General features: G+C 70.5%; 21 protein-coding genes. 14 read left to right on the top strand and 7 right to left on the bottom strand.

What is annotated here, in order from left to right; all coding sequences use genetic code 11:
- Positions 1–188 precede the first annotated feature (188 nt).
- A complete protein-coding gene (locus AC3WQY_RS02565) occupies positions 189–3,062 on the top strand; it encodes a DUF8696 domain-containing protein (RefSeq protein WP_492705528.1) in 2,874 nt (957 codons plus the stop codon).
- Positions 3,063–3,129: 67 nt separating this feature from the next.
- Positions 3,130–5,103: a hypothetical protein gene (locus AC3WQY_RS02560; RefSeq protein WP_492705526.1), complete on the top strand. Its 1,974-nt coding sequence runs from the start codon at positions 3,130–3,132 to the stop codon at positions 5,101–5,103.
- A gap of 58 nt (positions 5,104–5,161) precedes the next feature.
- On the opposite strand, the gene AC3WQY_RS02555 is transcribed toward AC3WQY_RS02560, so the two are convergent.
- Positions 5,162–6,961, bottom strand: coding sequence for an amylo-alpha-1,6-glucosidase (locus AC3WQY_RS02555; protein WP_492705524.1), 1,800 nt, complete (start codon positions 6,959–6,961; stop codon positions 5,162–5,164).
- 230 nt (positions 6,962–7,191) lie between these two features.
- Entirely contained in the window at positions 7,192–8,229 is a 1,038-nt protein-coding gene (locus tag AC3WQY_RS02550) for an AraC family transcriptional regulator (RefSeq protein ID WP_492705522.1), read from the bottom strand.
- A gap of 139 nt (positions 8,230–8,368) precedes the next feature.
- Between AC3WQY_RS02550 and AC3WQY_RS02545 the strand changes: the two genes are divergently transcribed.
- The 12 genes from AC3WQY_RS02545 (at position 8,369) to AC3WQY_RS02490 (ending at position 21,642) form a co-directional block, all read left to right on the top strand.
- Positions 8,369–9,298 carry a bile acid:sodium symporter family protein gene (locus AC3WQY_RS02545; protein ID WP_285231151.1) on the top strand — a complete coding sequence of 310 codons (930 nt, stop codon included), beginning with the start codon at positions 8,369–8,371 and terminating at the stop codon, positions 9,296–9,298.
- On the top strand, positions 9,295–10,281 hold the full coding sequence (locus AC3WQY_RS02540) for an SDR family oxidoreductase (RefSeq protein WP_492705520.1): 987 nt from the start codon (positions 9,295–9,297) through the stop codon (positions 10,279–10,281). The genes AC3WQY_RS02545 and AC3WQY_RS02540 overlap by 4 nt, the downstream gene beginning before the upstream one ends.
- A complete protein-coding gene (locus AC3WQY_RS02535) occupies positions 10,278–11,084 on the top strand; it encodes an SDR family oxidoreductase (RefSeq protein ID WP_492705516.1) in 807 nt (268 codons plus the stop codon). The genes AC3WQY_RS02540 and AC3WQY_RS02535 overlap by 4 nt, the downstream gene beginning before the upstream one ends.
- Before the next feature lie 9 nt (positions 11,085–11,093).
- The gene (locus tag AC3WQY_RS02530; RefSeq protein ID WP_492705514.1) at positions 11,094–12,869 is read left to right on the top strand and encodes a Vgb family protein; all 1,776 of its coding nucleotides are present in this window, start codon (positions 11,094–11,096) and stop codon (positions 12,867–12,869) included.
- Positions 12,866–14,056, top strand: coding sequence for an MFS transporter (locus AC3WQY_RS02525; RefSeq protein WP_492705512.1), 1,191 nt, complete (start codon positions 12,866–12,868; stop codon positions 14,054–14,056). The genes AC3WQY_RS02530 and AC3WQY_RS02525 overlap by 4 nt, the downstream gene beginning before the upstream one ends.
- 20 nt (positions 14,057–14,076) lie before the next feature.
- On the top strand, positions 14,077–14,562 hold the full coding sequence (gene nudB / locus AC3WQY_RS02520) for a dihydroneopterin triphosphate diphosphatase (protein WP_492705510.1): 486 nt from the start codon (positions 14,077–14,079) through the stop codon (positions 14,560–14,562).
- A complete protein-coding gene (locus tag AC3WQY_RS02515) occupies positions 14,559–15,374 on the top strand; it encodes an endonuclease/exonuclease/phosphatase family protein (RefSeq protein ID WP_285231157.1) in 816 nt (271 codons plus the stop codon). The genes nudB and AC3WQY_RS02515 overlap by 4 nt, the downstream gene beginning before the upstream one ends.
- Entirely contained in the window at positions 15,367–16,647 is a 1,281-nt protein-coding gene (gene clsB / locus AC3WQY_RS02510; protein ID WP_285231158.1) for a cardiolipin synthase ClsB, read from the top strand. The genes AC3WQY_RS02515 and clsB overlap by 8 nt, the downstream gene beginning before the upstream one ends.
- 76 nt (positions 16,648–16,723) lie before the next feature.
- Positions 16,724–17,449: an ABC transporter ATP-binding protein gene (locus AC3WQY_RS02505; RefSeq protein ID WP_492705507.1), complete on the top strand. Its 726-nt coding sequence runs from the start codon at positions 16,724–16,726 to the stop codon at positions 17,447–17,449.
- 13 nt (positions 17,450–17,462) lie between these two features.
- Positions 17,463–19,829 carry an ABC transporter permease gene (locus tag AC3WQY_RS02500; protein ID WP_492705503.1) on the top strand — a complete coding sequence of 789 codons (2,367 nt, stop codon included), beginning with the start codon at positions 17,463–17,465 and terminating at the stop codon, positions 19,827–19,829.
- A gap of 5 nt (positions 19,830–19,834) precedes the next feature.
- Complete coding sequence (locus AC3WQY_RS02495) at positions 19,835–21,043, top strand: efflux RND transporter periplasmic adaptor subunit (protein ID WP_492705501.1); 1,209 nt, start codon at positions 19,835–19,837, stop codon at positions 21,041–21,043.
- 101 nt (positions 21,044–21,144) lie between these two features.
- Positions 21,145–21,642, top strand: coding sequence for a nuclear transport factor 2 family protein (locus AC3WQY_RS02490; RefSeq protein WP_492705499.1), 498 nt, complete (start codon positions 21,145–21,147; stop codon positions 21,640–21,642).
- Position 21,643: 1 nt separating this feature from the next.
- Here AC3WQY_RS02490 and AC3WQY_RS02485 read toward each other — a convergent pair whose 3' ends face one another.
- From AC3WQY_RS02485 to AC3WQY_RS02465, 5 genes are read right to left on the bottom strand one after another with little or no spacing between them, the layout of a single operon-like run.
- Entirely contained in the window at positions 21,644–22,138 is a 495-nt protein-coding gene (locus tag AC3WQY_RS02485) for a type 1 periplasmic-binding domain-containing protein (RefSeq protein ID WP_492705497.1), read from the bottom strand.
- Positions 22,084–22,725 (bottom strand): type 1 periplasmic-binding domain-containing protein, encoded by a 642-nt coding sequence (locus AC3WQY_RS02480; RefSeq protein ID WP_492705495.1) that lies wholly within the window; start codon positions 22,723–22,725, stop codon positions 22,084–22,086. The genes AC3WQY_RS02485 and AC3WQY_RS02480 overlap by 55 nt, the downstream gene beginning before the upstream one ends.
- A 24-nt stretch (positions 22,726–22,749) precedes the next feature.
- On the bottom strand, positions 22,750–23,532 hold the full coding sequence (locus AC3WQY_RS02475; RefSeq protein ID WP_492705493.1) for an ABC transporter ATP-binding protein: 783 nt from the start codon (positions 23,530–23,532) through the stop codon (positions 22,750–22,752).
- Positions 23,533–23,540: 8 nt separating this feature from the next.
- The gene (locus tag AC3WQY_RS02470) at positions 23,541–24,320 is read right to left on the bottom strand and encodes an ABC transporter permease (protein WP_425334606.1); all 780 of its coding nucleotides are present in this window, start codon (positions 24,318–24,320) and stop codon (positions 23,541–23,543) included.
- Complete coding sequence (locus AC3WQY_RS02465) at positions 24,317–25,273, bottom strand: ABC transporter substrate-binding protein (protein ID WP_492705490.1); 957 nt, start codon at positions 25,271–25,273, stop codon at positions 24,317–24,319. The genes AC3WQY_RS02470 and AC3WQY_RS02465 overlap by 4 nt, the downstream gene beginning before the upstream one ends.
- Positions 25,274–25,418: the final 145 nt, after the last annotated feature.

Genomic DNA, 25,418 nt, shown 5'->3' with positions numbered 1-25,418 from the left:
AGGGCTTGCGAATCGAAGACACTCCAGGACGCATAAAGAAAGCGTTATTCCAGGGGGTGGGCGTGAGGGCGTCAATTTCAGCAAAGGGGCCGTGCCGATGGCTTTGCGCCGTGTGGCTATGTGCTGCACTGTTCTTGACCGGCTGTGGCGGTGGTGGGGCGGCTGCACCGGACCCAGGCACAACACATTTGCAGATCACGGGACAGCCGGCCGATGCCACGGTGCTCGAGGGCAGCTCCGCGGGCTTTGCGGTGAAGGCGCTGAACGCCCGTCGCTACCAGTGGCAGCGCCTGGTCTCGGGCGCCTGGCAGGACCTGGCGGCGCAGCAGGCCGATGTGCTGCAGCTGCCCGCCGTTGGCATGAGTGACTCGGGCACGCAGTTTCGCGTGCAGGTGCGTGGCGATACCGAGACGCTGATCAGTGCGGCAGCGACCCTGACGGTCACCCGCAAGCCGCAGGCTGCGGCCATCGCCGTGCCACCGGCCTCGCTGCTGCTGGCCGACGGGGACAGCCTGAGCTGGTCGGTCACGGCCACGGGCACGGACTTGAGTTACCAATGGCAGCGCAGCCGTGACGGCCTGGCTTGGTCCGACGTAGCCGGTGCCACGGCCTCACAGTGGAGCCCTGGTCAGGCCAGCTTGGCAGACAACGGCCTGCGCGTGCGGGTGGTGGTGGCCAACACCCTGGGCAGCGTGACCAGCGCGGTGGCGAGCCTGGAGGTTTATCCCGCGCCGGCGCTGCCGACCTTCACGGTGCAGCCGGTGGACGTGCGCGTGCAGAGCGGCCAGACCGCGAGCTTCGAGGCCCAGGTGCTGGGCCAACCCGCACCCACCCTGCAGTGGCAGCGCTCCAGCAACGGCACGCAATGGGAGGACGTGCCGCAGGCGCAGTCAGCGCGCTTGCAAGTGGCCCCCGTGTCGGCCAAGGATGATGGTGGCCTGTTCCGGCTGAGTGCCAGCAACCGCGCCGGTCAGGTGTTCAGCCAGGTGGCGCGCCTGACGATTCAAGCCGCAGCGCCGGCACTGAGCTGGCAGAGCGAGCCGCAATCCCTGCAAGTGGGTATCGGCCAGGATGCGGTGTTCACGGCCCAAGTGGCTGCAGGGGCAGCGGCCACGCTGCAGTGGCAGTTCAGCCGTGACGCGGGCAAGACCTGGCAGTCACTGACGGGCGCGAGCGACGCCCGGCTGGTGATTGCCTCGGCTTCCAGCCGCGAAGCCGGCAACTGGTACCGCGCGCAGGCCAGCAACGAGGTCGGGCAGATCATCAGCCGCGCGGCCCAGTTGCAGCTGGATGCCCGGCTGCAGATGCGCCTGTTGCTGGGCGACGGCCGCGGGCGCGGGCACCGTGACGGGCCGCTGCTGGACGCCAAGATGGACGAGATCGGCGCGCTGGCACAGGATGCACAGGGCCATCTCTACTTCACGGATTCGGTGAGTCATGTGGTCCGAAAGATCGACTTCGGGTCCGGGCGTGTGGTGACGCTGGCCGGCTCGCCTTACGAGCCAGGCACGGCCGATGGCGCGGGCGCTGCGGCGCGGTTCAACCGGCCCGTGGATCTGGCCGTGAACCAAAAGGGTCAGGTTTTTGTGGTGGACGTGCGCAGCCAGCGCATCCGGTCCGTCGGTCCTTCGGGGCAGGTCACCACGGTGGTGTCGCTGCCGGATCCCTTGCATGGCCAGCAACTGACCGAGTACTCCCGGATCACCGTGCACCCGGTGAGCGGAGAGCTGTACTACGGCGTGGGCTGTTCCATCTACCGGGTGCCGGGCAATGGGCCGGCCGAGCTTTGGGCTGGTGCTCCGGCCTGCGCCATTCAGGCCGACGGCGATCGCAGCTCGGCGGTCTGGTGGCGGGTGGGCGAAATCGGCTTCGATGCGGACGGCACTCTGCTGGCGGAAGACGGCGGCAAGCTGCGCCGTGTCCTGCCCAGCGGCAAGGTGGAAACGCTGGGCGATTGGCGCGACTGGCGCAGGGCCCTGGACTTCAAGCGCCCTCGGCGTGCCAGCGATGGCGCGCTCTACGCCGTCGCCAACAACTGGCTGTTCCAGACCATCGTGTACGCCTATGTGCCGAAGGCGGATGGTTCGGCGCCCGTGTTGGAGTGGGATGCCGTGAACGGGCGCATCCCCGGGGCCGAGGTGGTGGCCGGCGCCCTGAACATGGAAGCCTTGCCATTCGGATCCAAGGCACTACGAGGTGTCAACTACATCGCCGCCGTGTCCGTCACGGCCGGTGGCATCACCTGGGTGAGCCATTCGTCCAACCCGGTCCTGTGGCCGCTTGACCGGGACGGGCAGGCGGTTGCGCCCAACTGGCCCACCGGCAACACCAGCATGGACGGCATGCTGATGTTGCCTGACCAGGCCCTGGTCTGTCACCGCACACGCAATGGCAGTTACGGCAATGAACTGGTGTCCATTGCGCGTGACGGCAGCCAGCGCGTGCTCGCGACCTGGCCCAATGACGATGCCTCAGCCGACATGGGCGCAGGCTATTGCGATCGGCTGCTATGGGACGTAGCGCGCGGCCGTGTGTTCGAATCTGCTCGTGGTTCGTCCGCGGTCTATGACCTGAAGAGCCAGAAGCTGCTCCAGGCCAGTGACCTTGGCTACGCGTTCAGCCAAGGCTCGGAGTTGCTGGCCATCTTCCCGAACGGCGACCTGCTGACGAAGGACTATGCGGGCACGCTGCGGCGCCTGATGGCCGATGGCAAGGGGCAGGTGCTGGCGGAGCAACTGCCCTTCGTGGCCGCTGCCGGGGCTATCGACCAGGCCGGCACCGTCTTCCTGCTCGACCGCTATGCCGGACGCGTCTTCCGCCTCAAGGCGGGTGGCGCGTTGGAGTGGGTGGCCGGCTCCGCCACCTTCAACAGCACGGAAGCTGGCAGCACGCCGAGCTGGCGCGATGCCAAAGATCTGTACATCTGGGGGCCGGACCAACTGCTGATTCGAACCCCGACCGAGCTGACCGTGCTGGACGTGCCCTCCGGTGTGGACTGCGGCTGCACGCCACCGGCCAAGGCGGCGCTGGCGCGCAAGGTGCAGATGCTTCGACATCGTTGAGTCGGCCGCCGGGCCAGGGTCTCGGAGTCGCTATGCTTGCGCCTCCAAATATCGAGACCCGATGAGCATGAGCAAGCAAGGCCGAGGCACAGCAGAACGCGTCCGCTGGGAGCGCATCCTGATGCGCCATCCGCGCCTGGCCCTGCCGCGCCTGCGTGCCGGCATGAAGGCGGCCGATCCGGCCCGGGCGCGTGCCGCCCTGCTGGGCGCCTTCTTCGTGCTGGAGCGCTGGGGCCGGGCCGCCGAGCTGCAGGGCGAGCTGCAGGCCGAGCTGCAGACCCTCAGGCGCGAGGTGGAGCGCCAGCGCTCGCTCAGCGAGGCGGCCGAACTCAGCGAGGCCCTGGGCCGCCTGCATTACCAGCGCGGCGACTATGTGCAGGCCTGCCAGGCCTGGAGCGAAACGCTCGACTGGGCCGAGGACGATTCGCGCCCCGCCTGCCTGGCGCGGATCGGCCTGGCGCACCTGTGCTATGCGCTGGGCGACTGGGCGCGCGGCGGCCGCGTGCTGGACCAGGCCGAGCTGCACTACGCCAGGCTGGCGCAAGACCCCTATCTGCGCGCCAAGATTGCGCTCAACCGTGCCGCCTCGCTGCGCGCCACCCAGGGCCCGCAGGCCGCACGCGTGGTGCTGGACGAGGCCCTGGCCGCCGCCCGCGAGGCCGGCCATGCCGACTACCAGGCCGAGGCGATCTGGCACCAAGCGCGCTGCGCGCGCGACAGCGGCGATGCCGCGCAGGCGCTCAGGCTCGCCGACCAGGCCCTGGTCTCGGCGCAGCGCTGCGGTTACCGCTGGCTGCATGCCCAGGCCGCGCTGCTGCTATGCGAACTCACCAGCGGCGAAACGGCGCTGGGCTGGGCCGGCCAGGCCCTGAGCCTGGCCGAGGCCCTGCAGTCGCGCCATCTGCAGGCGGCGGCCCATGGGCGGCTGGCCGACCTGATGCGCGAGCAGGGCGAGCTGGGCCCCAGCTGGCACCACCAGCAGCAGCGCCAGCGCCTCGAATCCACCCTCGACCAGGGCCAGCTGCCGACCCAGCTGGAGGCGCTGGCCCGCTTCGATACCGATCCGCATGGCGCCGATGCGCTGCTGCTCTCGCTGGCCGGCCAGAGCTGGCCGCTCGATGATCTGGCTGAGTTCGAGCGCCAGTGGCGGGCGCTGCTGCCGCGCCTGGTGGAGGCGCTGGGGCTGAGCGGGATCGACCTGCAGTGGGAGCGCCTGAATGAACGGCTGAGTGAGCGGCCGGGTCAGCGCGCCGCCGCGCCGGCCGCGCCGGACGCCGCCCGGCTTGAGCTGAGCCTGCGCCTGGCGACCAAGCAGATCGGCCGCCTGCTGCTGTGGCGGCCCGCGGGCGCCAGCTGGTCGCGTGCCGACAGCAACCGGGCCAACCGGCTGGCGAGCTGGTTGGAGGGGCTGCTGGGGCGCCTGGAGCAGAGCCTGCAGCGCGCCGAGACCCAGGCTGCCGAGCATGCCGAACTGCTGGGCCTGGACCGCCTGCTGGCCGCGCAGCTCGATGCCTGGGGTCGGCAGCTGCGCCAGGCCGACGCGCCCCTGCAACTGATCGCGCCGCCGCTGGTGCAACAAATGGCGGCGCTGGCGCAATACCGGCGTGACGCGCAGGACCAGCAGGTCTGCGACTTCCTGCTGGCGAGCGAATTGGCCCAGCTGCAGGCCGTCTACGCGCCGCTGCTGCAGACCCAGGGCTGCGAGCTGCGCTGCGAGGTGGCGCCGGGCCTGAGCCTCAAGCACCCGCGCGCGCAATGCCTGCGCCTGCTGAGCGAGCTGATCGCGCTGGCGCTGGCGCGCGGTGCGCGCCGGCTCAGCCTGGAGGCAGAACTCCATGGCAGCGACCAGCTCTTGCGCCTGCGCTATTGCGACGGCCTGGCCGCGCCCAGGGCCGGGCTGGAACTGTTGCAACTGCAGGCGCGCCGCCTGGGCGGTACATGCCAGACACGCCCCTGGGGCCTGGAAATTTCGTTGCCAGCGCAGGGCCTCAGTGCGCCCGTACCTGCACCGGCGCGGAGGGGGCGCAAGCGGGATCGCTAGGTATTTGTCCGGTACGACAGTCGATGGCCCATGACACCCTTGGTGCCGGGTTCACCGATCACCGTCCGAAGCCCGCGAATGTCTCGTGCATCAAGAGCAGGTCGACGGCCGCGGTCCAGGCAAACGCCTTGTTGCAAAGCGGTGCACCCGAAAGCGCATCGTAGTTCTCATAGAAGCCACCGGCTCGTTCGATCATGCCGATAAAGCGCCGGGCGATGTCGCGCGCCAGTTCGGGACGGCCACCGCGACGCAGTCCGTCGATGAGCAGATAGGTGGTGGGTGCCCAGATCGGACCGCGCCAGTAGCCATCGGATGCATATCGGGGGCTCGCGGGCGCTTCGGTGGCCAGCCCATAGGGCGTGAGGAAGCGCCGCGCCAGCTCATCCGCCAGCTGTTCGAACACAGGCTTGTCCAGCCGCTCGCCCAGCACCAGGGGCATGAAGGGCAGCAGACTGTCGCTGGTGGTGGTGGCCTGCGTGTCCTCCACTCTCAGCACGAAGCGATCGCCGTGCCAGAGTTGGCGCATCAACCGGGCTTGGTGCTCATCGGCGCGACGGATCCAAGCCTGCGCCTCATCTGCACGCCCCAGTTGCTCGGCGATACGCGCCAAGGCGCGCATCTGCAGCACCAGATAGGCCTGCAGATCGGGCGACTCATAACGAAGCTTCGGGTCGCCCAAGGCGGTGGCGTTGTCCCAGCCACTTTCCCAGCCGCTGTTTTCGCCGCCATAGGCCGGAAGGCCATTGCGGTTGGCATCGCGCTGCGCAAACCAGAACTCTGTCCAGCGCACCAGCGGCGCATACACGCGCTCCAGCTGCGGCCGGCTGAAGCGATGGCGCTCCATCAGCTTCAGCAAGGCCCAGCCATGAATCGGCGGCTTGGTGGCGCCACGGTAGATCTCGTCGGGCAGCATGCGGTCAGGCAACTGGCCCCGCGCGTCCATATTGGCAAACGGGATCATGAATTCGTCCAGCGCCGCGTCCAGCTGCGTGAGCCCGAGCGCCAGGGCGACGAAGGCATGGTCCCAGGGCCATTCCGAATTCATGTAGGCCTTGGACTCCAGCACGGCCTGCGTAACGAACACATCGTCTTGCGGCGCGTGCAAGTTCCACAATGTCCACCACGCCGCTTCGGCCGTTCGTTGGTTGGCCGGGCTGACAGCGGGCATGCGCGCACGCCAGTCCGCCCAGTCGCGTGCAACGGCAGCCATATCAGCGGCAGGGCGCACGTCGAGAGGGGCGGGCACCACGCCACGAGCCATGCGGATCGCTACGCGCAGCCGGCCCTGCACGGGGCGGACGCGCCAATGCCCATCCACCTGCACCAGCGTGCCGGACAGCACCTGTACCCGGCAGGCCCATCCTTCCGAATCAACGACAAGCTCGTCGCCGTTATCGCCGTGCACCGTATGCAGGGCGAGATCGGTGCGCGCCGGTGCCAGCTGAAGCTCGAAGCCGCGGCCGTCGATCACCGAGTCCAGCGGGCCCAGCAAGTAGACCTGGGCGGATGCGTCACCACCGGCGCCTGCCTGCACACTCAGGTGGCTGGGTTGCGCCGTGAAGGCCACCGGACGCGCCAAGCCGGCGGGCAGGAAGCCCAGATCCAGCCAGTCACCCCGCAGGTTGTACATGCGTGCGAAGTAGTAGCGCAGCGTGCCCTGCGTGGCGGTCGGGAACAGGGTCACCCAGGAGCCGCGGCGGCTGAAGTAGTTGTGCCGCAGATCGATCTTGAGAGGCTCGTCCTCCGGAACGGCGGCCGCTGTCTTGGCGGCTGTGTTCAGCGCAATGGCGGGGCTTGGGTGCACCAGCAGCAATGCGGCCGCCAGCAGCGCAGCGTGGATGAGTCGGCTCGTGAACATGGGGTTCTGCTTCCGGAGGGCAGCGGCCGGGACGGCCATCACGGGCGGCATGATAGATAGGCCAGGGGCCAGCAAGTTCGGCGCTCGCTATGAAAATACTCGGACTTGCTATCTCCAAATGGCAAGCCTCGCCGCCTGCCTTTGTCCCGGCGCGACCAGGGTTGGAAGACAAGGCGTGGATCCGCCGCGGGTCGAGTCCGGCGGTGCCGGCAAGGAAGTTGGGAGCGCCACTAGCCCTTGCGCCTGGCCGCGCTGGGCGTCAGCCCGGTCCAGCGCTTGAAGGCGGCGCGGAAGTTGGCAGCCTCGCTATAGCCCAGGGAGGCGGCGATCTCATCGTTGCTGAGCTGGGTCTGGCGCAGATAGTCCAGCGCCAGCTGGCAGCGCACCTTGTCCAGCACCTGCTGGAAGGCATTGCCCTCCTCGGCGAGCTGGCGCCGCAGCGTGCGCGAGCTGATCTGCCATGCCGCCGCCACGTCCTCGATGCCGGGAAAACGCCCCGGCGCCTGCAGCAGCAGGGCGATCAGGCGGCTGGTGACGCCGCGCGCCTGCTGGAATTCGGCCAGCAGGCGCTCGCAGGTCTCGCGCGCCACCAGGGCGGTGGCCGGGTTGCCCTGGGCCGGCACATGCTCGAGCCAGCTGGCGTCGAACAGCAGCTCGCAGCGGCCGTTTGTGCCGAATTCGGCCGGGCAGCCCAGCAGCTCGGCATAACGGGCCGCATGGGCGGGTGCCGGGTAGGGCAGGCAGACGACGCGCGGCCGCAAGTCGGTGCCCAGCACATCGCGGTGCAGGGCCAGCTGGGTGCCCAGCTGCCACTCCAGCACGAAGCGGTAGAGCGGCGAGCCTTCCCCGAGCCGGTAGGCATCGCTGAACTGCCAGGCCACCTGCGCGCCGCGCTCGGCGAATTCCATGCCTACCAGCGGGGCGGTGAGGGCGCGGTACTTCATCGCCATCGCCACCGCCTCGCGCGCCGTCGGGCTGCTCAAGAGCGCATAGCCATAAAGGCCGAACTGGGTGATGCGCGCCGCCAGGCCGGCGCGCAGCGCCACATCGGCCTGCGGCGAGAGGCGCAGCGCATTGGCGCACACGCTCAGCAGCTGCTGGGCGCTGACGCGCAGCTCGGCGCGCTGGAAATCGGCGCGCTGCAGGCCGGTGCCGGCCAGCGCGGCCTCCGCCGGCACGCCCAGGCCCAGCAGGATGTCCACCAGGGCCTGCAGCTTGTGCGGCCGGTGGATGCGCTCGTCGAGCAAGGGAAAGTCTGGATGCTGCATGTGGGGCAAAGTGTAGCCAGCTGTCCGGATTTCACCCGTTTGTGGCGTTTGCAACCTCGGCAAAGCGGGCGCCAGCCCCAACAATCGCCGCTCTACAGGCCCCGCAGAGGGCCTGCATCCGAACCCGGAGACAAAAAGCATGCTCGCTGCCAACCCGCAAGCCATTGATCTGGTGCGGCTGAACTTCAACCCGCAGGCCCAGCTGGCCCTCAGCCTGGTGCTGGCGTTGGTGATGTTCGGCATCGCGCTGGACCTGCATCTGGACGACTTCAAGCAGGCGCTGGCCAGGCCGCGCGCGCTCGCCATCGGCATGCTCAGCCACCACCTGCTGTTCCCGGCGGCCACCTTCGCGATGATCCAGCTGCTGGAGCCGGCGCCCTCGATCGGCCTGGGCATGCTGCTGGTCTCGTCCTGCCCGGCCGGCCATATCTCCAACTTCTTCACCCACCGGGCGCATGGCAATGCGGCGCTGTCGGTCTCGATCAGCACGCTCTCGACCCTGGGCGCGATCGTGATGACGCCGCTCAACGTGACGTTCTGGGCCTCCCGGGACCCGGCGCTGGCGGCGCTGCTGCGCAGCTTCTCGCTGGAGCCGCTGCGCATGCTGCTGGAGGTGGGCCTGCTGCTGGGCCTGCCGCTGGCCGCCGGCCTCGCGGTGCAGGCGCGCTCGCCCGCGCTGGCGCAGCGCCTGCATGGGCCGATGAAGCGCTTCTCGATGCTGGTGTTCCTGGCCTTCGTGGTGGGTGCGCTGGCGCTCAACTGGGCCATCTTCATGGAATGGGGCCGCTATGTGGTGCTGCTGGTGCTGGCCCACAACGCCATGGCCCTGGCCGGCGGCTATGGCTTCGGCCGGCTGGCGCGCCTGCCCGAGCGCGATTGCCGCGCCGTGGCCTTCGAGACCGGCATCCAGAACTCCGGCCTGGGCCTGGTGCTGATCTTCAACTTCTTCGGCGGCCTGGGTGGCATGGCCATCATCACCGCCTGGTGGGGCATCTGGCATATCGCCGCGGGCATGGGGCTGTCGAGCTTCTGGCTCTGGCGCGATGGCCGCAAGGAGGTGGCAGCATGACGTCGAGAGTGCTTGTCACCGGCAGCGGTGGCTATCTGGGCCGGCAGCTGGTGGAGGCGCTGGCGGCCTCCAGCGAGCGGCCCGAGCTGATCGTGGCCATGGACCTGCGCGAGCCGCCGCCCGCGCAGCGCCTGCCCGGCGTGGTCTATGCCCAGGGGGACATCCGCAGCGCCGATCTGCAGGCGCTGATGCAGCAGCACCGGATCGATCAGGTGGTGCATCTGGCCGCCATCGTCACGCCGCCCAAGGGCAGCGATCGGCAGCTCGAGTACGAGGTCGATGTGCTCGGCACCCGGCGCCTGCTGGAGGCCTGCGTGGCCAGCGGCGTGACCCAGGTGGTGATCTCCTCCTCGGGCGCGGCCTATGGCTATCACGCCGACAACCCGGCCTGGCTGAAGGAAAGCGACCCGGTGCGCGGCAACGAGGAATTCGCCTATGCCTGGCACAAGCGCCTGGTGGAGGAGATGCTGGCCGACTACCGGCAGCGCCATCCGGCGCTCCAGCAGACCGTGCTGCGCGTCGGCACCATCCTGGGCGAGCGCGTCAACAACCAGATCACCGCGCTGTTCGAGAAGCCGCGCATCCTGGTGCTGCGCGGCGCCGCCAGTCCCTTCGTCTTCATCTGGGACCAGGACGTGGTGGGCATCATCCAGCATGCGCTGCGCACCGGCCGGGCTGGCATCTTCAACGTGGCCGGCGATGGCGCGCTGGGCCTGCGCGAGCTGGCCGCGCGCATGGGCAAGCCCTGCCTGGTGCTGCCGCCGCTGCTGCTGCAGATCGGGCTGGCGATCGGCCACAAGCTGAGCCTGACGCGCTACGGCCCCGAGCAATTGCGCTTCCTGCGCTACCGCCCGGTGCTGGACAACCAGCGCCTCAAGACCGAGCTGGGCTATCGGCCGCGCAAGAGCTCGGCCGAGGTGTTCGAACTCTGGTGGGCGAGCCGCCAGCGCGCGCCCGCGGCCGGGCCCGAGGCTACGCCATGAGGGCGGACTGGCACGAGCAGGTGGCCGTGGTCACCGGCGCGGCGGGCGGCCTGGGCGCCGCGCTCGCCCGGCGCATGGCCGCGGCCGGCGCGCGCGTGGCCCTGCTGGACCGCGACGGCGCCGCCGCCGAGCAGCTGGCGGCCGAGCTGCGCCGCGCCGGCCTGCAGGCCCAGGCCTGGGCCTGCGACATCAGCGAGCAGCCCCAGGTGCAGCAGGTCTTCGCCCAGGTGGAAGGGCAGTGGGGCGGGGTGACGCTGCTGATCAACAACGCCGGCATCGCCGCCCGCGCGCTGGCGCGCGATTGCCGCGCCGAGGTGGTGCGGCGCGTCATGGCGGTGAACTATTTCGGCGCCGTGCATTGCACCGAGGCGGCGCTGCCCGCGCTGCTGGCCGCGCGCGGCCGCATCGTCGTGATCAGCAGCGTGGCGGGCTTCTCGCCACTGATCGGCCGCAGCGCCTATGCCGCCAGCAAGCATGCGCTGCATGGCTTCTTCGACAGCCTGCGCAGCGAGCTGCAGGGCACGGGCGTCGCGGTGACCCTGGTCTGCCCCAGCTTCATCGCCACCGGCATCGAGGCCGCGGCGCTGGGCGGCGACGGCAGGCCGCTGGCGCGCCGGCGCGATGTCAGCGGCGGCCTGGCCAGCGCCGACGCGGTGGCCGCAAGCATCCTGCACGCCGCCGCCCGGCGCCAGCGCCTGCTGCTGCCGAGCGCGACGGCGCGTGCCGCCTACCTGCTGAGCCGGCTCGCGCCGGCGCTTTACGAAACCCTGATGCGCCGCCGCGTCGGCGCCGAGTTCTCCTGAGGAGCTGCGATGAAGAACTCCCTCCGCGCGCTGACCCTGCTGCTGGCCTTGCCGGCGACGGCCGCCACGCTGCAAGTGCAGGACGAAAAAACCGGCCAGCCCCTGGCCACGGTGATGCTGCGCGTCTTTCCGCTCAAGGCCCCGGCCCTGCCCAGCAGCGACGGCGGCTACCCGCCGCCCGGTCAGCCCTTCCAGGTCTGGCGCGAGCACACCGTGTTCAGCGATGCCCAGGGCCGTGCCGAGTTGCCCGATGAGCAGGCCGGCGCGCCCCAGCAGCTGCACCTGCGCAAGCCCGGCTATCAAGACCTGACCCTGCCGCTCGCGCAAGTGAAGAATGGCGTGCTGCGCCTGCAGCGCGAGACCGACCCGCTGCGCCTGGCCGAGGCCCGGCCGGCGAATGCCTGGCTGGCCGCGCTCGATCTGGGCGACCAAGCGCGCCGCCTGCACTTCCAGACCCAGTGCACCTTCTGCCATCAGCAGGGCAATGCCTTCCTGCGCCGCGAGCGCAGCGAGCAGGAATGGAGCGAAGCGATCCAGCGCATGATGCGCTACGGCTCGCGCCTGTCCAGCGAGGACCAGAAGGCCCTGCCGGCCATCCTGGCCAAGGGCTACCAGGCGCTGCGCGAGCATCCCGAGCGCGTCGGCGCCACCGCGCCCTGGGCCCCCGAGCTGGCCCAGGCCCGCATCAGCGAATGGCCGGTGGGCGACGCGATGTCGCAGGCCCACGACGTGCTGCTGGCGCGCGACGGCACCCTCTATGTGGCCGACAACATCCAGGACCGGCTCTGGGCGCTCGACCCCAGGAGCGGCCGCATGACGGTCTACAAGATCCCGCACCTGCCCGGCGACGAGCCCGGCGGCCTGCTGAGCGCGCGCCTGCGCGAGTTCCCGCGCCACGATTCGACCTCCAACGCGCATTCGCTGGCCGAGTCGCCGCGCGACGGCCATCTCTTCATCACCCCCTCGGCGCAGCGCCGCATCGTCGAATTCGACCCCGCCAAGGGCGATTTCCGCCTGCACGAGATCGGCGGCGGCTTCTACCCGCACACCATCCGCATCGATGCGCAGGACCGCGTCTGGTTCACCCTGGCCCTGTCCAACCAGGTGGGCATGCTGGACCGCAGCAGCGGCCAGTTCAAGCGCTACGACCTGCCGGCGCGCGGTTTCGGCGAGCGCATGACCACCCGCTACATCGGCGCGCTCTACTGGCTGATGCGCCATGGCCTGCCGCTCACCAACTGGCTCAAGGTGGACCGCGCCGGCACCGGCACGCCCTTGCCCTATGGCATCGAGGTGACGCCCGACGGCCGCGTCTGGTTCGCGCGCCTGCACACCGACGAGATCGGCGTGATCGATCCCCGCACCGACGAGGTGCGCATGATCGCCACCCCCTTCAAGGGCCCGCGCCGGCTGCGCGCCGATGCCCAGGGCCGGCTCTGGATCGCCGCCTTCCCCGAGTCGGCGGTGGTCTGCTACGACCCCGCCAGCGGCCGCTTCACGCGCTATGACTTGCCGGTGCTGCCCAAGGGCAGCGACACGCCCTATTCGCTGAACGTGGACAGGGCGCGCGGCGTGGTGTGGGTGAACGGCAACCAGTCCGATTCGCTCTATGCGCTGGAGATCGCCAGCGGCCGCTGGACGCAGTACCCGCTGCCGCGCCGCGTGGCCTTCACCCGCGATGTGGAGATCGCCGCGGACGGCAGCGTCTACACCTCGACCTCCAGCTTCCCGAGCTGGCATGTGGAAGATGGCCAGCCCACGCTGATCCATCTGCAGCCGCGATGAACGAAAACAGCAAGGCCCGGCCCTGGTTCCTGGCCTCCTGCCTCTGCGCCTTCACGGCCGGGCACATGATCAACTACAGCGTGATCCTGTTCGCGCAGGACATGCTGGGCTCGGCCTGGCTCTCCGGCCTGGGCCTGGGCCTGTGCTTCGGCCCGCCCTTGCTGCTGGGCTGGTTTGCCGGCGTGCTGTGCGACCGGCTCGCGCCCGGGCGCGTGATCCAGGCCGCGCAGGGCGTGTTCGCGCTGGCGGCGGCGGCGCTCTGGTTCACCCAGCAGCGCGGCACGGCGGGTGCGCCCACCTTGCTGCTGGCCGCCGCCTGCGCCGGCGTGGCCTGGAGCTTTGCCTCGCCGGCGCGCATGGCGGCGCTGGCGCAGATCGTGCCGGCGGCGCAGCTCAAGGGCAGTTCGGTGCTGTTCAATGTGTTCGTGATGCTGGGCTTCGGCCTCGGGCCCCTGATGATTGCCCTGCTCAAGCGCGCCGGCGGCTGGCCGCTGGTGGTGCAGGGCATCGTCGTGCTGGTGGCGCTGGCCTCGGTGCTGCTGCTGCCGGTACGCACGCGGCGCGGCAGTCAGCACCGGCAGTCGGTCGCGGCCGAGGTGCGCGAGGGCCTGGCGGCGGTGCGCGGCCGGCCGCTCTTGCTGCAGGTGATGCTGGTGGCGATGGCGGGCTACCTGGCGATGGGGCCGATGCAGGTGCTGCTGCCCAAGCTGGCCACCGCCCAGCTGGGCCTGGCGGAGTTGCAGCGCGGCCTGCTGCTGGGCAGCCTGGCGCTCTCGCTGATCCTGGGCGGCGTGCTGGCCATGGTGCTCGGCCCGCGCGTGCGGCATGGCGCGGCCATCTTCGCGGCCACGCTGGGCGCGGGCGCCGCCCTGGCCCTGCTGGGCAGCGCCCATGACGTGGGCCCGGCCCTGGCTCTGCTGGCCGCGGTGGGCATGCTGGGCGGCATGGGCTTGAGCCTGATTGTGGCCGGCATCCAGGCCGAGGCGCCGCTGGCGGTGCGCGGCCGCGTGCTGAGCATGTACACCATCATCTCCCAGGTGGTGCCGGCCGCCTCGGGCGTGCTGGCCGGCGCGCTGGTGCAGGGCTTTGGCGTGAGCGTGGCGCTGTGGGTGTGCGGCGGCACCCTGGTGGCGCTGATGCTGATCAATCTCATGTGGATGCGGGCGCTGCGAACGCAGCGCAGTTGAAGCTCGCTATGCTTGGGGGCATGCAAGCCGCCGAGACCTTTTCCAAGCCCTTCAAGATCCCCGAATCGGTGCTGGTGGTGATCCATACGCCCGATCTGCAGGTGCTGATGATGGAGCGCGCCGACCGGCCCGGTTACTGGCAATGCGTGACCGGCTCGCTCGACACGCCCGACGAGCCGCTGGCCCAGACCGCGCGCCGCGAGGTGGCCGAGGAGACCGGCATCGCCGGCGGCGTCTTGCGCGACTGGGGCCTGGCCAATGTCTACGAGATCTACCCGGTCTGGCGGCATCGCTATGCGCCGGGGGTGACGCACAACACCGAGCATGTGTTCGGCCTCACCGTGCCGGCCGGCACCAAGGTGCGCCTGGCCCCGCGCGAGCATCTGCAATACCGCTGGCTGCCCTGGCGCGAGGCGGCGGATCTGTGCTTTTCGCCCTCCAACGCCGAGGCGGTGCTGCAGCTGCCGCGCTTCCTGGCGCAGCTACACGAGGAGGAGGGCACATGAGAGCGGGCTTTCGCGCCTCCTCGCTGGGGCTGCATAGCAGCCATAGCGCCTTCGCCAGCCAGCGCCTGCGCATCGCCACCTACAACATCCACAAGGGCGTGCGCGGCGTCGGCCCCGGCAAGCGCCTGGAGATCCACAACCTGGGCCTGGGCATCGAGGCGCTGGACGCCGATCTGGTGTTCCTGCAGGAGGTGCGCCATTTCCACCACCGCGAGGCGCGCCAGTTCGAGCGCACCTGGTTCGGCTGGCCCGAGCAGGGCCAGGCCGAGTTCCTCGCGCCCGAGGGCTATGAGGTGGCCTACCGCACCAATGCCGTCACCAAGCATGGCGAGCATGGCAATGCCCTGCTGTCGCGCTGGCCGATCGGCGACGTGGGCCACCACGACGTCTCGGACCATCGCTTCGAGCAGCGCGGCCTGCTGCATGTGCCGGTGACCTGGCAGGGCCATGAGATCCACACCGTGGTGGCGCATCTGGGGCTGATGCACAGCAGCCGGGTGCGCCAGGTGCAGCGCCTGGCCGAGTTCATCGCCGCCCATGTGCCGGCCGGCGCACGCCTGGCGGTGGCGGGCGACTTCAACGACTGGGGCGAGCGCCTGGATGCGCCGATGCGCGACTGCGGCCTGGCGCGCGCCGCACCGCCCAGCGGCAAGGCAAGACCTGCCACCTTCCCCTCGCGCGTGCCGGTGTTCTCGCTCGACCGCATCTACACCCGCGGGCTGGAATGCCTCAGCATGCAGGTGCCGCGCGGCAATGCCTGGGCGCGCATGTCCGACCATCTGCCCCTGGTGGCGGAGTTCGAACTTGGCTGAGGCCGAGAACCTGCCGCACCTGCTTTCCTGGCACAGCGTGCCCAGGCCCGATTACGTGGGCGGCAACGAGGTGCGCCTGCTGCGCGGCGGCGACGAGTTGTTCCCGGCCCAGGCCGCGGCGATCGCCGCCGCCCACCACGAGGTCTGGCTGGGCACCTATATCTTTCACCACGACAGCGCCGGCCAGGCCCTGCTGGCGCAGCTGAAGGCGGTGGCCGCGCGCGGCGTGCGCGTGCGCGTGGTGGTGGACGGCTTCGGCTCCAAGGCCAGCCTGCCCTGGCTGCAGCGCGAGCTGGCCGGCTCGCATGTGGCGCTGGCGATCTTTCGCCCCATCGACCGCTGGTGGCGCTGGTTCCAGCCCGGGCAGCTGCGCCGCCTGCACCAGAAGCTCTGCGTGGTGGATGGCGAGGTCGGCTTCGTCGGCGGCATCAACATCATCGACGACCGCATGGACCTCAACCATGGCGCCACCGAGCTGCCGCGGCTGGACTATGCGGTGGGCCTGCGCGGCCCGCTGGTGCAGCCGATGGAGCAGGCGCTGCGCGCGGTCTGGACGCGCGCCTGGCTGGGGCGCGATTTCGGCGAGGAGCTGCTGGCCCTGGTGCGCAGCCCGATGCCGGTGGCGCGCCTGCGCCGCCTGGTGAACCGGCTGCGCATGCCGCGGCTGCGACGTGGCGAGCAGACCCTGCAAGACCTGCCCCCGGTGTGCGCCGCCTTCGTGCTGCGCGACAACCTGCGCCAGCGCCGCACCATCGAGCGCGCCTATGTGGAGGCGATCCGCGCCGCCAACGAGAGCGTGGACCTGATCACGCCCTACTTCTACCCCGGCCATGCCTTCCGCCGCGCGCTGCGCGATGCGGCGCGCCGCGGCGTGCGCGTGCGCCTGCTGCTGCAGGGCAAGGTGGACTACCGCATCGCCGCGATGGCCGCGCATGCCCTCTACGCCGAGCTGCTGGGGCAGGGCGTGCAGGTGTTCGAGTACCTGCCGGCCTTTCTGCATGCCAAGGTGGGCGTGGTGGACGAACATTGGGCCACCGTCGGCAGCTCCAACATCGACCCGCTTTCGCTGCTGCTGAACCTGGAGGCGAACGTGATCGTCGCCGACGCCGATTTCGCGCGCAGCGTGGCGCAGGAGTTCGAGGCCGCGCTGGCGGTCTCGCGCCAGGTCGCCGCCGCCGACGACACCGGCCTGCGCGGCGTGCTGCGGCGCGGGCTGGTGGCCTGGGTCGCGTATGTGTATTTGCGCGTGGCGGGGTCGACCGGCCGCTACTAGAGCGGGCGGTCGGGCCGCTACTGAGGCTTGATGTCGATCAATGCCGCCGAGGCGGGCAGGCGCGAGGCTAGCAGGCATGAGCGAAACAGCGACCCAGGCCAGCCCGGTGTTCGAGGCCCGGGCCCTCAGCAAGACCTATGGCGAGGGCGAAACCGCCGTGCACGCGCTGCGCGGCGTGGATCTGGCGGTGCGGCGCGGCGAGTTCATCGTGCTGCTGGGCGCCTCGGGCAGCGGCAAGAGCACGCTCTTGAACATCCTCGGCGGCCTGGACATCCCCAGCAGCGGCACGCTGCGCTTTGCCGAGCACCAGCTCAGCGGCGCCAGCGAGGCCGAGCTGACGCGCTACCGGCGCGAGCATGTGGGCTTCGTGTTCCAGTTCTACAACCTCATTCCCAGCCTGACGGTGCGCGAGAACGTGGCCCTGGTCACCGACATCGCTAGCGCGCCGATGGCGGTGGACGAGGCCATTGGCCTGGTGGGCCTGCTGCCGCGCGCCGATCACTTCCCGGCCCAGCTCTCGGGCGGCGAGCAGCAGCGCGTGGCGATCGCGCGCGCCATCGTCAAGCGCCCGGACGTGCTGCTGTGCGACGAGCCCACCGGCGCGCTCGACTACCAGACCGGCAAGTTGGTGTTGGAGGTGATCGCGCGCATCAACCAGGAGCTCGGCACCACCGCCGTCGTGATCACCCACAACGCCGCCATCGCCGGCATGGCAGACCGGGTGATCTATCTGAGCGACGGGGCGATCCAGCGCATCGAGACGAATGCGCACAAGCTCACGCCCTCGGAGCTGCAGTGGTGATGAGACCCCAGCCATGAGAGCGCTCGACCGCAAGCTGCTGCGCGACCTGCGCAGCCTCTGGAGCCAGGTGCTCACCATCGCCCTGGTGGTGGCCAGCGGCATGGGCGGCTTCATCGCCTGCCTCTCGGCGGTGGACTCGCTGGCGCTGGCGCGCGACGACTTCTATGCCGAGGGCCGCTTTGCCGATGTATTTGCCAGCGTCAAGCGCGCGCCGCTGGCGCTGCAGGAACGCCTGGCGGCGCTGCCCGGCGTGGCCCAGGTCGACACGCGCGTGGACCAGCTGGTGCGGCTGGAGCTGCCCGGCGTGGTGGACCCGGTGCTGGGCCAGCTGATCGGCCTGGACGCGCGCAAGCCGGCGCGGCTCAACCGCGTGTTCGTCAAGAGCGGCCGCCTGCCCTCCGCCGACGCCACCGGCAGCCCGCTCGTCGAGGTGGCGCTCTCGGCCGCCTTTGCCGAGGCGCGCGGCCTGGCCCCCGGCGCGCGCCTGTCGGCGCTGGTGAACGGCCGGCGGCGCGAGCTGCTGGTGGTGGGCACGGCGCTCAGCCCCGAGTTCATCTTCGCCGGCCTGGGCGGCATGCCCGACATGCGCGGCTTCGGCATCGTCTGGATGGACCACGAGCTGCTGGCCTCGGCCTACGACATGCGCGGCGCCTTCAACCGCGTGGCGCTCAAGCTCGCGCCCGGCGCCGAGCCGGCGGTGGCGATGGCGGCGCTGCAGCCGGTGCTGGCCCCCTATGGCGGGCGCGAGGCCTATGGCCGCGAGGACCAGAGCTCGCATGCCATGCTGAGCAACGAGATCAAGGAGCAGCGCGTGCTCGGCACGGTGGCGCCGGTGATCTTCCTGGGCGTGGCGGCCTTTCTGCTGAACGTGGTGGTGTCGCGCCTGGTGACCACGCAGCGCGAGCAGGTGGCCGCGCTCAAGGCCCTGGGCTACCCCAACCGCAGCATCGCCGCGCATTACCTCAAGCTGGTGCTGGTGATCATGCTGCTGGGGCTGACGCTGGGCGTGCTGCTGGGCGACTGGCTGGGCAGCATGCTCACCGGGCTCTATGTCGAGTTCTTCAAGTTCCGCCATTTCCAGCATGTGCTGGATGTGCGGCTGCTGCTGTGGAGCGGCGGCTTCTCGCTGCTGATGGCGGTGCTGGGCACGCTCAACGCGATTGCCGCCACGGTGCGGCTGGCGCCGGCCGAGGCGATGCGGCCGGCCGCGCCGGGGCGCTACCGGCCCGCCATCGTCGAGCGCCTGCCCTGGCTGCGCGCGGGCGTGTCGCTGCGCATGATCCTGCGCCAGATGGAGCGCCGCCCCTGGCGCACCCTGCTGTCCATCGTCGGCGTGGCGGTGGCGGTGGGCATCGTGGTGCTGGGCAACTTCTTCCGCGATGCGATCGATTTCGTCGTCGACTCGCAGTTCAACGCCAGCATGCGCAGCGACGTGATCGTCTGGATGAGTGAGGCCGGCCCCGACAGCGCGCGCCTGGAGCTGCAGCGCCTGCCGGGCGTGCTGGCGGTGGAATCGGGGCGCGACGTGGCGGTGCGCTTCCCGCACGGCGCGCGCAGCGAGCGCGGCGCCCTGCAGGGCCTGGCCGCCGCACCGCAGGCGCGCCGCATCGTCGACGTGGACGGCCGTGCCAGCCTGCCCAGCGCGAGCGGCTTGGTGATGACCGACCGCCTGGCCGACAAGCTGGGCCTGCGCCCCGGCGACCCGGTGCTGGTGGAGCTGCTGGAGGGGCGGCCGCGCCGCCTGGAGCTGCCGCTGGAGACGACGGTGCGCGAGATGATGGGGCTGAACGCCTATATCGAGCGGCGCGCGCTCAACCACCTGCTCGACGAGGGCGATGTGAGCTCGCAGTTCGCCCTCATCGTCGAGCGTGGCCGCGAGGCCGAGACCCTGCGGGCGCTGCGCGCCCTGCCCAGGGTGGTGGGCGCCTTCAGCAAGGCCACGGTGCTGCGCAATATGCAGGACGTGAGCGCGCGCAATGTTCGCATCATGAGCACCATACTGACCGCCTTTGCCAGCGTCATCGCGGTGGGCGTGGTCTACAACAATGCCCGCATCGCGCTGGCCGAGCGCGCCTGGGAGCTGGCCTCGCTGCGCGTGCTGGGCTTCACGCGCGCCGAGGTCTCAGGCCTCTTGCTGGGCGAGATGGCGATCAGCATGGCGCTGGCCCTGCCCCTGGGCATGGGCCTGGGCTGGCTGCTCACGCATGGCCTGGTGGAGGCGCTGAAGAACGACCAGTTCCTGTTTCCGGTGGTGATACAGCCGCGCACCTATGCGCTGGCCTGCCTGGCGGTGCTGCTGGCGGGCGTGGCCAGCGCGCTGGTGGTGCGCCGCCGCATCGACCGCCTCGACATGGTGGCGGCTTTGAAGACAAGGGAATGAGCGAGATGCAAACCAAGAACAAATGGCTGATGGGTGGCGCGGTGTCGGCCCTGCTGCTGGTGCTGGCCTGGGCCTTTGCGCCGCGGCCGCAGGCGGTGGAGATCGCCAGCGCGCAGGCCGGGCGCTTCGAGCTCGGCATCGAGGAGGACGCCAAGACACGCGTGCAGGAGCGCTACCTGGTGTCGGCGCCGTTGGCCGGCCGCTGGCTGCGCCCGCAGCTGAAGGAGGGCGACGCGGTGCAGGCCGGCGCGGTGCTGGGCGTGCTGCAGCCGACGCTGGCCGCGCTCACCGACGCGCGCAGCCGCGCCGAGCTGGCGGCGCGCGCCGAGGCCGCCAGCGATGCGGTGCAGGCCGCCACCGCGCGCCTGGCCGCCGTCGGCATCGCCCAGGCCCAGGCGCAGCAGGAGTTGTCGCGCAGCGAGGCACTGGCGCGCCAGGGCTATCTAAGCGCCGCCCGGCGCGACAGCGATGCGCTGGCCCTGCAGGCCGCGCAGCAGAACCTCAAGGCGGCGCAGTCCGAGCTGAAGATCGCCCAGCACGAGGCGGCGCAGGCGCGCGCCGCGCTGGGCGTCTATGGCGGCGCCGGTGGCGCCGGCGCTGCCGGCAACGGCTTTGTGCTGCGCGCCCCGGTGGCGGGCCAGGTCCTGCGCGTGCAGCAGCCCAGCGAGGGCGTGGTGGCGCTGGGCGCGCCGCTGCTGGAGCTGGGCGACACGGCCCAACTGGAGGTGGTGGCCGAGCTGCTCAGCACCGACGCGCTGGCGGTGCGGCCGGGCCAGCCGGTGCAGATCGAGCGCTGGGGCGGCCCCGCCGTGCTCAAGGGCCAGGTCTTGCGGGTCGAGCCGGGCGCCTTCACCAAGGTCTCGGCCCTGGGCGTGGAGGAACAGCGCGTGCGCGTGCTGGTCAAGCTGCTGAGCCCGCCGGCCGAGCGCCAGCAGCTCGGCGACGGCTACCGCGTGGGCGTGCGCATCCTCACGCGCAGCGCCGAGGGCGCCCTGCTGGTGCCGGTGAGCGCGGTGTTCCCGCTGCCGCGCGCCGCGGCCGGCCGCCATGCGGTGTTCCGCGTCGAGGGCGGTCGCGCCCGGCTCACCGAGGTCAAGCTGGAGGCGCGCAATGGCGCGGTGGCCTGGGTGGCCGGCGGCCTCGATGCGGGCAGCCAGGTGGTCAGTTATCCGCCGCAGGACCTGCAGGACGGGGCCAGGGTCAAACCGCGTTAGGCGTGTTTGAGGGCCGGATTTCCCGGCTTGGTCGCAGCGCCGGCGACAGCGGCTGTGCGCTTTCCTAGACTCGCGCCCAGCCTTCACCCCAGGAGATGCTCTTGAACGCACTGACGCGCTGCTGCTGGCTGGTCCTCATGACCTGCCAGCTCGCCTTCTTTTCCACCACCGCCACTGCCGCGCCGCGCGACGGCGAACTGGCCGGGCTGGCCGCCGCCGTGGATGCGCAGTGGAATGCCCGCGACGCCGCCGCGTTGAGCGCCTTCTACGCCGCCGACGCCACCCTGAGCCTGGGCCGCGATGGGCCGCGCCTGGCGGGGCGCGCGCAGATCCAGGCCTACTTCGAGCAATCGCTGGCGCGTGTGGCCAAGGACCTGAGCCACCGCACCGTGCTGCGCCGGGTCGAGCCACTGGACGGCCAGACCTATCTGACCGACAACGCGATCTATGTGGAGCGGCCCGGCGCCAACGGCGCGACCGAGGTGGTGGGCGAGTTCTTCACCCTCACCATCGTGCGGCCGGCCGCCAGCGGCTGGGAGATCGTGGCGGTGCGCGCGGTGCCGCTGAGTCGCACGCCGGCGCGCGCCGCGGCGGGCTGACTCAGCGCAGCAGCACATCGACCCCGAACTGGTATTGCGCGAGTTTGGGGTTGAGATGCTTGCTGTGGGGCCGGAAATCCAGGCCCCGGATGCTCTTGCCGAAGCGCGCCAGATAGCGCTCGGCGCTGCGCGCGTCGAAGAGCATGAACATGGACTGCTCCAGCTCCAGGCCCTCGTCGGCGAAGTCGCGGCCGTGGTGGTGGTCGTAAAGCATCAGCAAGGCCCAGGCGCCGCACATGAAATGGCCGCCGGCCAGCGCGCTGAGGCGGCCGTCGATGCGGGCCTGCATGGCCTCGGCCGAGGTGTTGATGCCCGAGTACAGCAAGTCGCGGCCCGGCATGCGGCCCTCCTGCTGGGCCAGCTCCATGGCGCCAAAGGCCATCTGGTCGCTGCCGGCCCAGACCAGGCGGGCCTGCGGGCGCCGCTGCAGCAGGCCGCGCATCAGCTCGGCCGCCTGCTCGCGCTTCCAGTCGGCGAAGGCCAGTTCGTCCAGCACCGCCTGGGGGCCTCGGCCACCGCGCGGCGCATGCCCTCGTTGCGCGCGATCGAGACCGGGGTGGAGCGGTCGCCGGCGATGGCCAGCAGGTGCACGCGGCCGTCCTCGGCGCGCAGGCCCTGCTTGAGGCCCTGCACGATCAGGGCCTTGGCGGTCAGATAGCCGGCCTCGACGGCGTGCGGCTCCAGGCTGCCCAGCAACAGCGGCAGGCCCTGGCGCGGCGCCCATTGCGCGCGCTCCTGCGGTAGCAGGCCGCTGAAGGCGGCAAAGCTCTTGATGCCCACGCCGCCCAGGGTTTGCGCGTTGGCGACCAGGGTGCCCTTCTCGTTCACCAGGATCACGTAGTCGGGGCGCTGCAGGGCCGGGCGCGCCGCGATCTCGCGCGCCAGCTGCAGGGCACGCGCCGGCTCGCGCTCGGCGTACAGGACCTCCAGCTGCAGCTGCAGGCTTTGCGCCGCCGCCTGCATGGCCTGGGTGGCCGCCACCCAGAAGGCCTCGTCGCTGCGGCCCGGGTTGATGAAGGCGATGCTGAGCGCCGCGGCGTGTTGGGCGCAGCAGAGCAGGAGCAGGGCGAGCAGGCGCGGCATGGTCAGCCCATTGTCCGCCTCAACTCAGAGCATGGCCGCCGCCAGCACCTCGCTGCGCAAAGCCTCGGTGAGTTCGCGCTTGAGGGCCGAGAAGGCCGCGCTGGTCTTGACGGCGTAGTGGCGCGGGTGCGGCAGGTCCGCCGGCAGCTCCAGCTTGATGCGGCCCGGCCGCGCGCTCATCACCGCGACGCGCGAGCCCATGAAGATGGCCTCGTCGATGTCGTGGGTCACGAACAGCACGGTCTTCTTCTCGCGCTCCCAGATGCCGAGCAGCAGCTCCTGCATCAGCTCGCGGGTCTGGTGGTCGAGGGCGCCGAAGGGCTCGTCCATCAGGAGCATGCGCGGCTCGTTGGCGAGCGCGCGCGCCAGCGCGGTGCGCTGCTGCATGCCGCCGCTGAGCTGCTTGGGGTAATGCTGGCTGAACTTCTGCAGCCCCACCTTGGCCAGCCAGGCCTGGGCCTGCTCGACCTGCTGCTTGCGCGGCAGGCCGCGCTCGCGCAGGCCGAAGGCGACGTTGTCCAGCACCGTCAGCCAGGGGAACAGGGTGTAGCTCTGGAACACCATGCCGCGGTCGGCTCCGGGGCCGTTGACCGGCTGGCCGTCCAGCAAGACCTGACCCTGGCTGGCCTGGTCCAGGCCGGCGACGATGCGCAAGAGCGTGCTCTTGCCGCAGCCCGAGGGGCCCAGGATGGTGAGGAAGTCGTTCTCCGCCACGGCCAGGTCGGTGGCCTGCAGGGCCAGGGTGTGCTGGCTGCCGCTGGTGAAGGTGCGCGCAACGCCGCGTATGGAAAGCATGGAAGAACTCATCGCCGCACCTACCTGCCGAGCTGGGCCCAGGGGAACAGGGCGCGGTTCATGGCCTTGAAGGCGAAATCGCTGACCAGGCCGATCAGGCCGATCACGATGATGCCGAAGATGATCTGGTCGGTGGCCAGCAGGGCCTGGCTGTCGGTGATCATGTGGCCGATGCCGCTGGAAGCGCCGATCAGCTCGGCCACGATCACATAGGTCCAGGCCCAGCCCAGCACCATGCGCAGGGTTTCGGCAATCTCGGGCGCGGCGCCGGGGATCAGCACGCGGCGTATCAGGCCGGCATCGCCCACGCCCAGGGTGTAGGCGGCCTCCACCAGATCGCGCCGGGTGTTGCCCACCGTCACCGCGATCATCAGGGTGAGCTGGAAGAAGCTGCCGATGAAGATCACCGCCAGTTTCTGCGCCTCGCCGATGCCGGCCCAGAGGATCAGCAGCGGGATGAAGGCCGAGGCCGGCAGGTAGCGGGCAAAGGAGACAAAGGGCTCGAAGAAGGCCTCCACCGGCTTGTAGGTGCCCATCAGCACGCCCAGCGGCAGCGCCAGCGCGGCGGCAATCAGGAAACCGCCCAGCACACGCCACACCGTCATGCCGATGTCGGTGGCGAAACCCATCTGCGTCAGCAGGGTCCAGCCCGATACCAGCATGGTCAGCGGGTCGGCCAGAAAGGTCTTGGAGACCAGTCCGCCGAAGGTGGCGGCGGCCCAGACCGCGGTGAAGAGCACGAAGAAGGCCAGCCCCAGCGCCAGCTTGGCGCCCGGGCCGACCGGCACCAGCGGCTTCATTTGGCGCCGATGAAGCGCGTGTCCGCCAGCCGGGCGAGGTCGGGCATGGCCTTGATGATGCCCAGCTCCATCAGCAGCACGGCCGCCTCCTTGCTGAAGCGCAGATGCTCCTCGGCAAAGAATTTCTGGTTCGCCGCCTTGTCCTGCCAGCGCAGGTAGGCGGCGCTCTTCTCGAAGGCCTCGCCGGCCTGCTTGACGTCGGCGCCCATGATCTCGAAGCTCTTCCTGGGCTCGGCCTTGATCAGCGCGAGGGCCTCGAAATAGCCGTCGGCCAGGGCCTGCGCGGCCTTGGGGTGCTCGGCAAGGAACTTGGGCGTGCAGCCGAAGGTGTCCATCACCACCGGGTAGTCCAGCGTGGTGGCGATGATCTTGCCGGCCTCGGGCTTGGCGCGCACGCCGCTCAGGTAGGGCTCGTAGGTCATGCCGGCGTCGATGTCGGCATTGCCGGCGATGAAGGCATTGGCGGCGGCCTGCGGCTCCAGGTTCACCACCTTGACGTCCTTCACCGACAGGCCGTTCTGTTTGAGCATCCAGGCCAGCGTGAAGTAGGGCGCGGTGCCGGGCGCGCTGGCGGCCACGGTCTTGCCCTTCAGGTCGGCGATCCTGGCGATGCCGGGTTTCACCACCATACCGTCGGCGCCATAGCTCTTGTCGAGCTGGAAGATCTGCGTGGTGGCCACGCCGTTGGCGTTCCAGACCACCCAGGTCTCCACCGTGGTGGCGGCGCATTGCACATCGCCGGAGGCGATCGCCAGGTGGCGGTCCTTCTGCGGGATCTTCTTGATGCTCACGTCCAGGCCCAGCTTCTTGTAGATGCCGGCCTCCTTGGCCAGGGTCAGCGGGGCGAAGCCGGTCCAGCCCGAGATGCCCACGGCCACCTTGGTTTCCTGGGCCTGGGCCAGCATGCAGCAGGCGCCGGCCATCAGGGCCAGCAGCAGTTTCTTGTTGGGCATGACGAATTCCTCCGGGTCGAAAGCCACATGATGGCGGCTGTCACCACAACAGGTGTCAGGTTTTGCCCTGACCCCGGGATAGCCCGGCGCCCGTACCGCCGGCCCGGGCCTAGACTCGGGCCTCAATCGTCGCGACCGGAGTGCC

The sequence above is a fragment of the Roseateles sp. FW301-B2 genome, assembly GCF_058788955.1.
Note: the sequence above shows the minus strand (reverse complement) of the source record. Positions and strands in the feature narration are given on the sequence as shown.

What these genes read in the sequence shown, in the direction of transcription:
- AC3WQY_RS02560 (WP_492705526.1), top strand. Translation starts at nt 3,130, where the DNA reads ATGAGCAAGCAAGGCCGAGGCACAGCAGAACGCGTCCGCTGGGAGCGC.
- AC3WQY_RS02555 (WP_492705524.1), bottom strand. Translation starts at nt 6,961, where the DNA reads ATGTTCACGAGCCGACTCATCCACGCTGCGCTGCTGGCGGCCGCATTG.
- AC3WQY_RS02550 (WP_492705522.1), bottom strand. Translation starts at nt 8,229, where the DNA reads ATGCAGCATCCAGACTTTCCCTTGCTCGACGAGCGCATCCACCGGCCG.
- AC3WQY_RS02545 (WP_285231151.1), top strand. Translation starts at nt 8,369, where the DNA reads ATGCTCGCTGCCAACCCGCAAGCCATTGATCTGGTGCGGCTGAACTTC.
- AC3WQY_RS02540 (WP_492705520.1), top strand. Translation starts at nt 9,295, where the DNA reads ATGACGTCGAGAGTGCTTGTCACCGGCAGCGGTGGCTATCTGGGCCGG.
- AC3WQY_RS02535 (WP_492705516.1), top strand. Translation starts at nt 10,278, where the DNA reads ATGAGGGCGGACTGGCACGAGCAGGTGGCCGTGGTCACCGGCGCGGCG.
- AC3WQY_RS02530 (WP_492705514.1), top strand. Translation starts at nt 11,094, where the DNA reads ATGAAGAACTCCCTCCGCGCGCTGACCCTGCTGCTGGCCTTGCCGGCG.
- AC3WQY_RS02525 (WP_492705512.1), top strand. Translation starts at nt 12,866, where the DNA reads ATGAACGAAAACAGCAAGGCCCGGCCCTGGTTCCTGGCCTCCTGCCTC.
- nudB (WP_492705510.1), top strand. Translation starts at nt 14,077, where the DNA reads ATGCAAGCCGCCGAGACCTTTTCCAAGCCCTTCAAGATCCCCGAATCG.
- AC3WQY_RS02515 (WP_285231157.1), top strand. Translation starts at nt 14,559, where the DNA reads ATGAGAGCGGGCTTTCGCGCCTCCTCGCTGGGGCTGCATAGCAGCCAT.
- AC3WQY_RS02505 (WP_492705507.1), top strand. Translation starts at nt 16,724, where the DNA reads ATGAGCGAAACAGCGACCCAGGCCAGCCCGGTGTTCGAGGCCCGGGCC.
- AC3WQY_RS02500 (WP_492705503.1), top strand. Translation starts at nt 17,463, where the DNA reads ATGAGAGCGCTCGACCGCAAGCTGCTGCGCGACCTGCGCAGCCTCTGG.
- AC3WQY_RS02495 (WP_492705501.1), top strand. Translation starts at nt 19,835, where the DNA reads ATGCAAACCAAGAACAAATGGCTGATGGGTGGCGCGGTGTCGGCCCTG.
- AC3WQY_RS02480 (WP_492705495.1), bottom strand. Translation starts at nt 22,725, where the DNA reads ATGCCGCGCCTGCTCGCCCTGCTCCTGCTCTGCTGCGCCCAACACGCC.
- AC3WQY_RS02475 (WP_492705493.1), bottom strand. Translation starts at nt 23,532, where the DNA reads ATGAGTTCTTCCATGCTTTCCATACGCGGCGTTGCGCGCACCTTCACC.
- AC3WQY_RS02470 (WP_425334606.1), bottom strand. Translation starts at nt 24,320, where the DNA reads ATGAAGCCGCTGGTGCCGGTCGGCCCGGGCGCCAAGCTGGCGCTGGGG.
- AC3WQY_RS02465 (WP_492705490.1), bottom strand. Translation starts at nt 25,273, where the DNA reads ATGCCCAACAAGAAACTGCTGCTGGCCCTGATGGCCGGCGCCTGCTGC.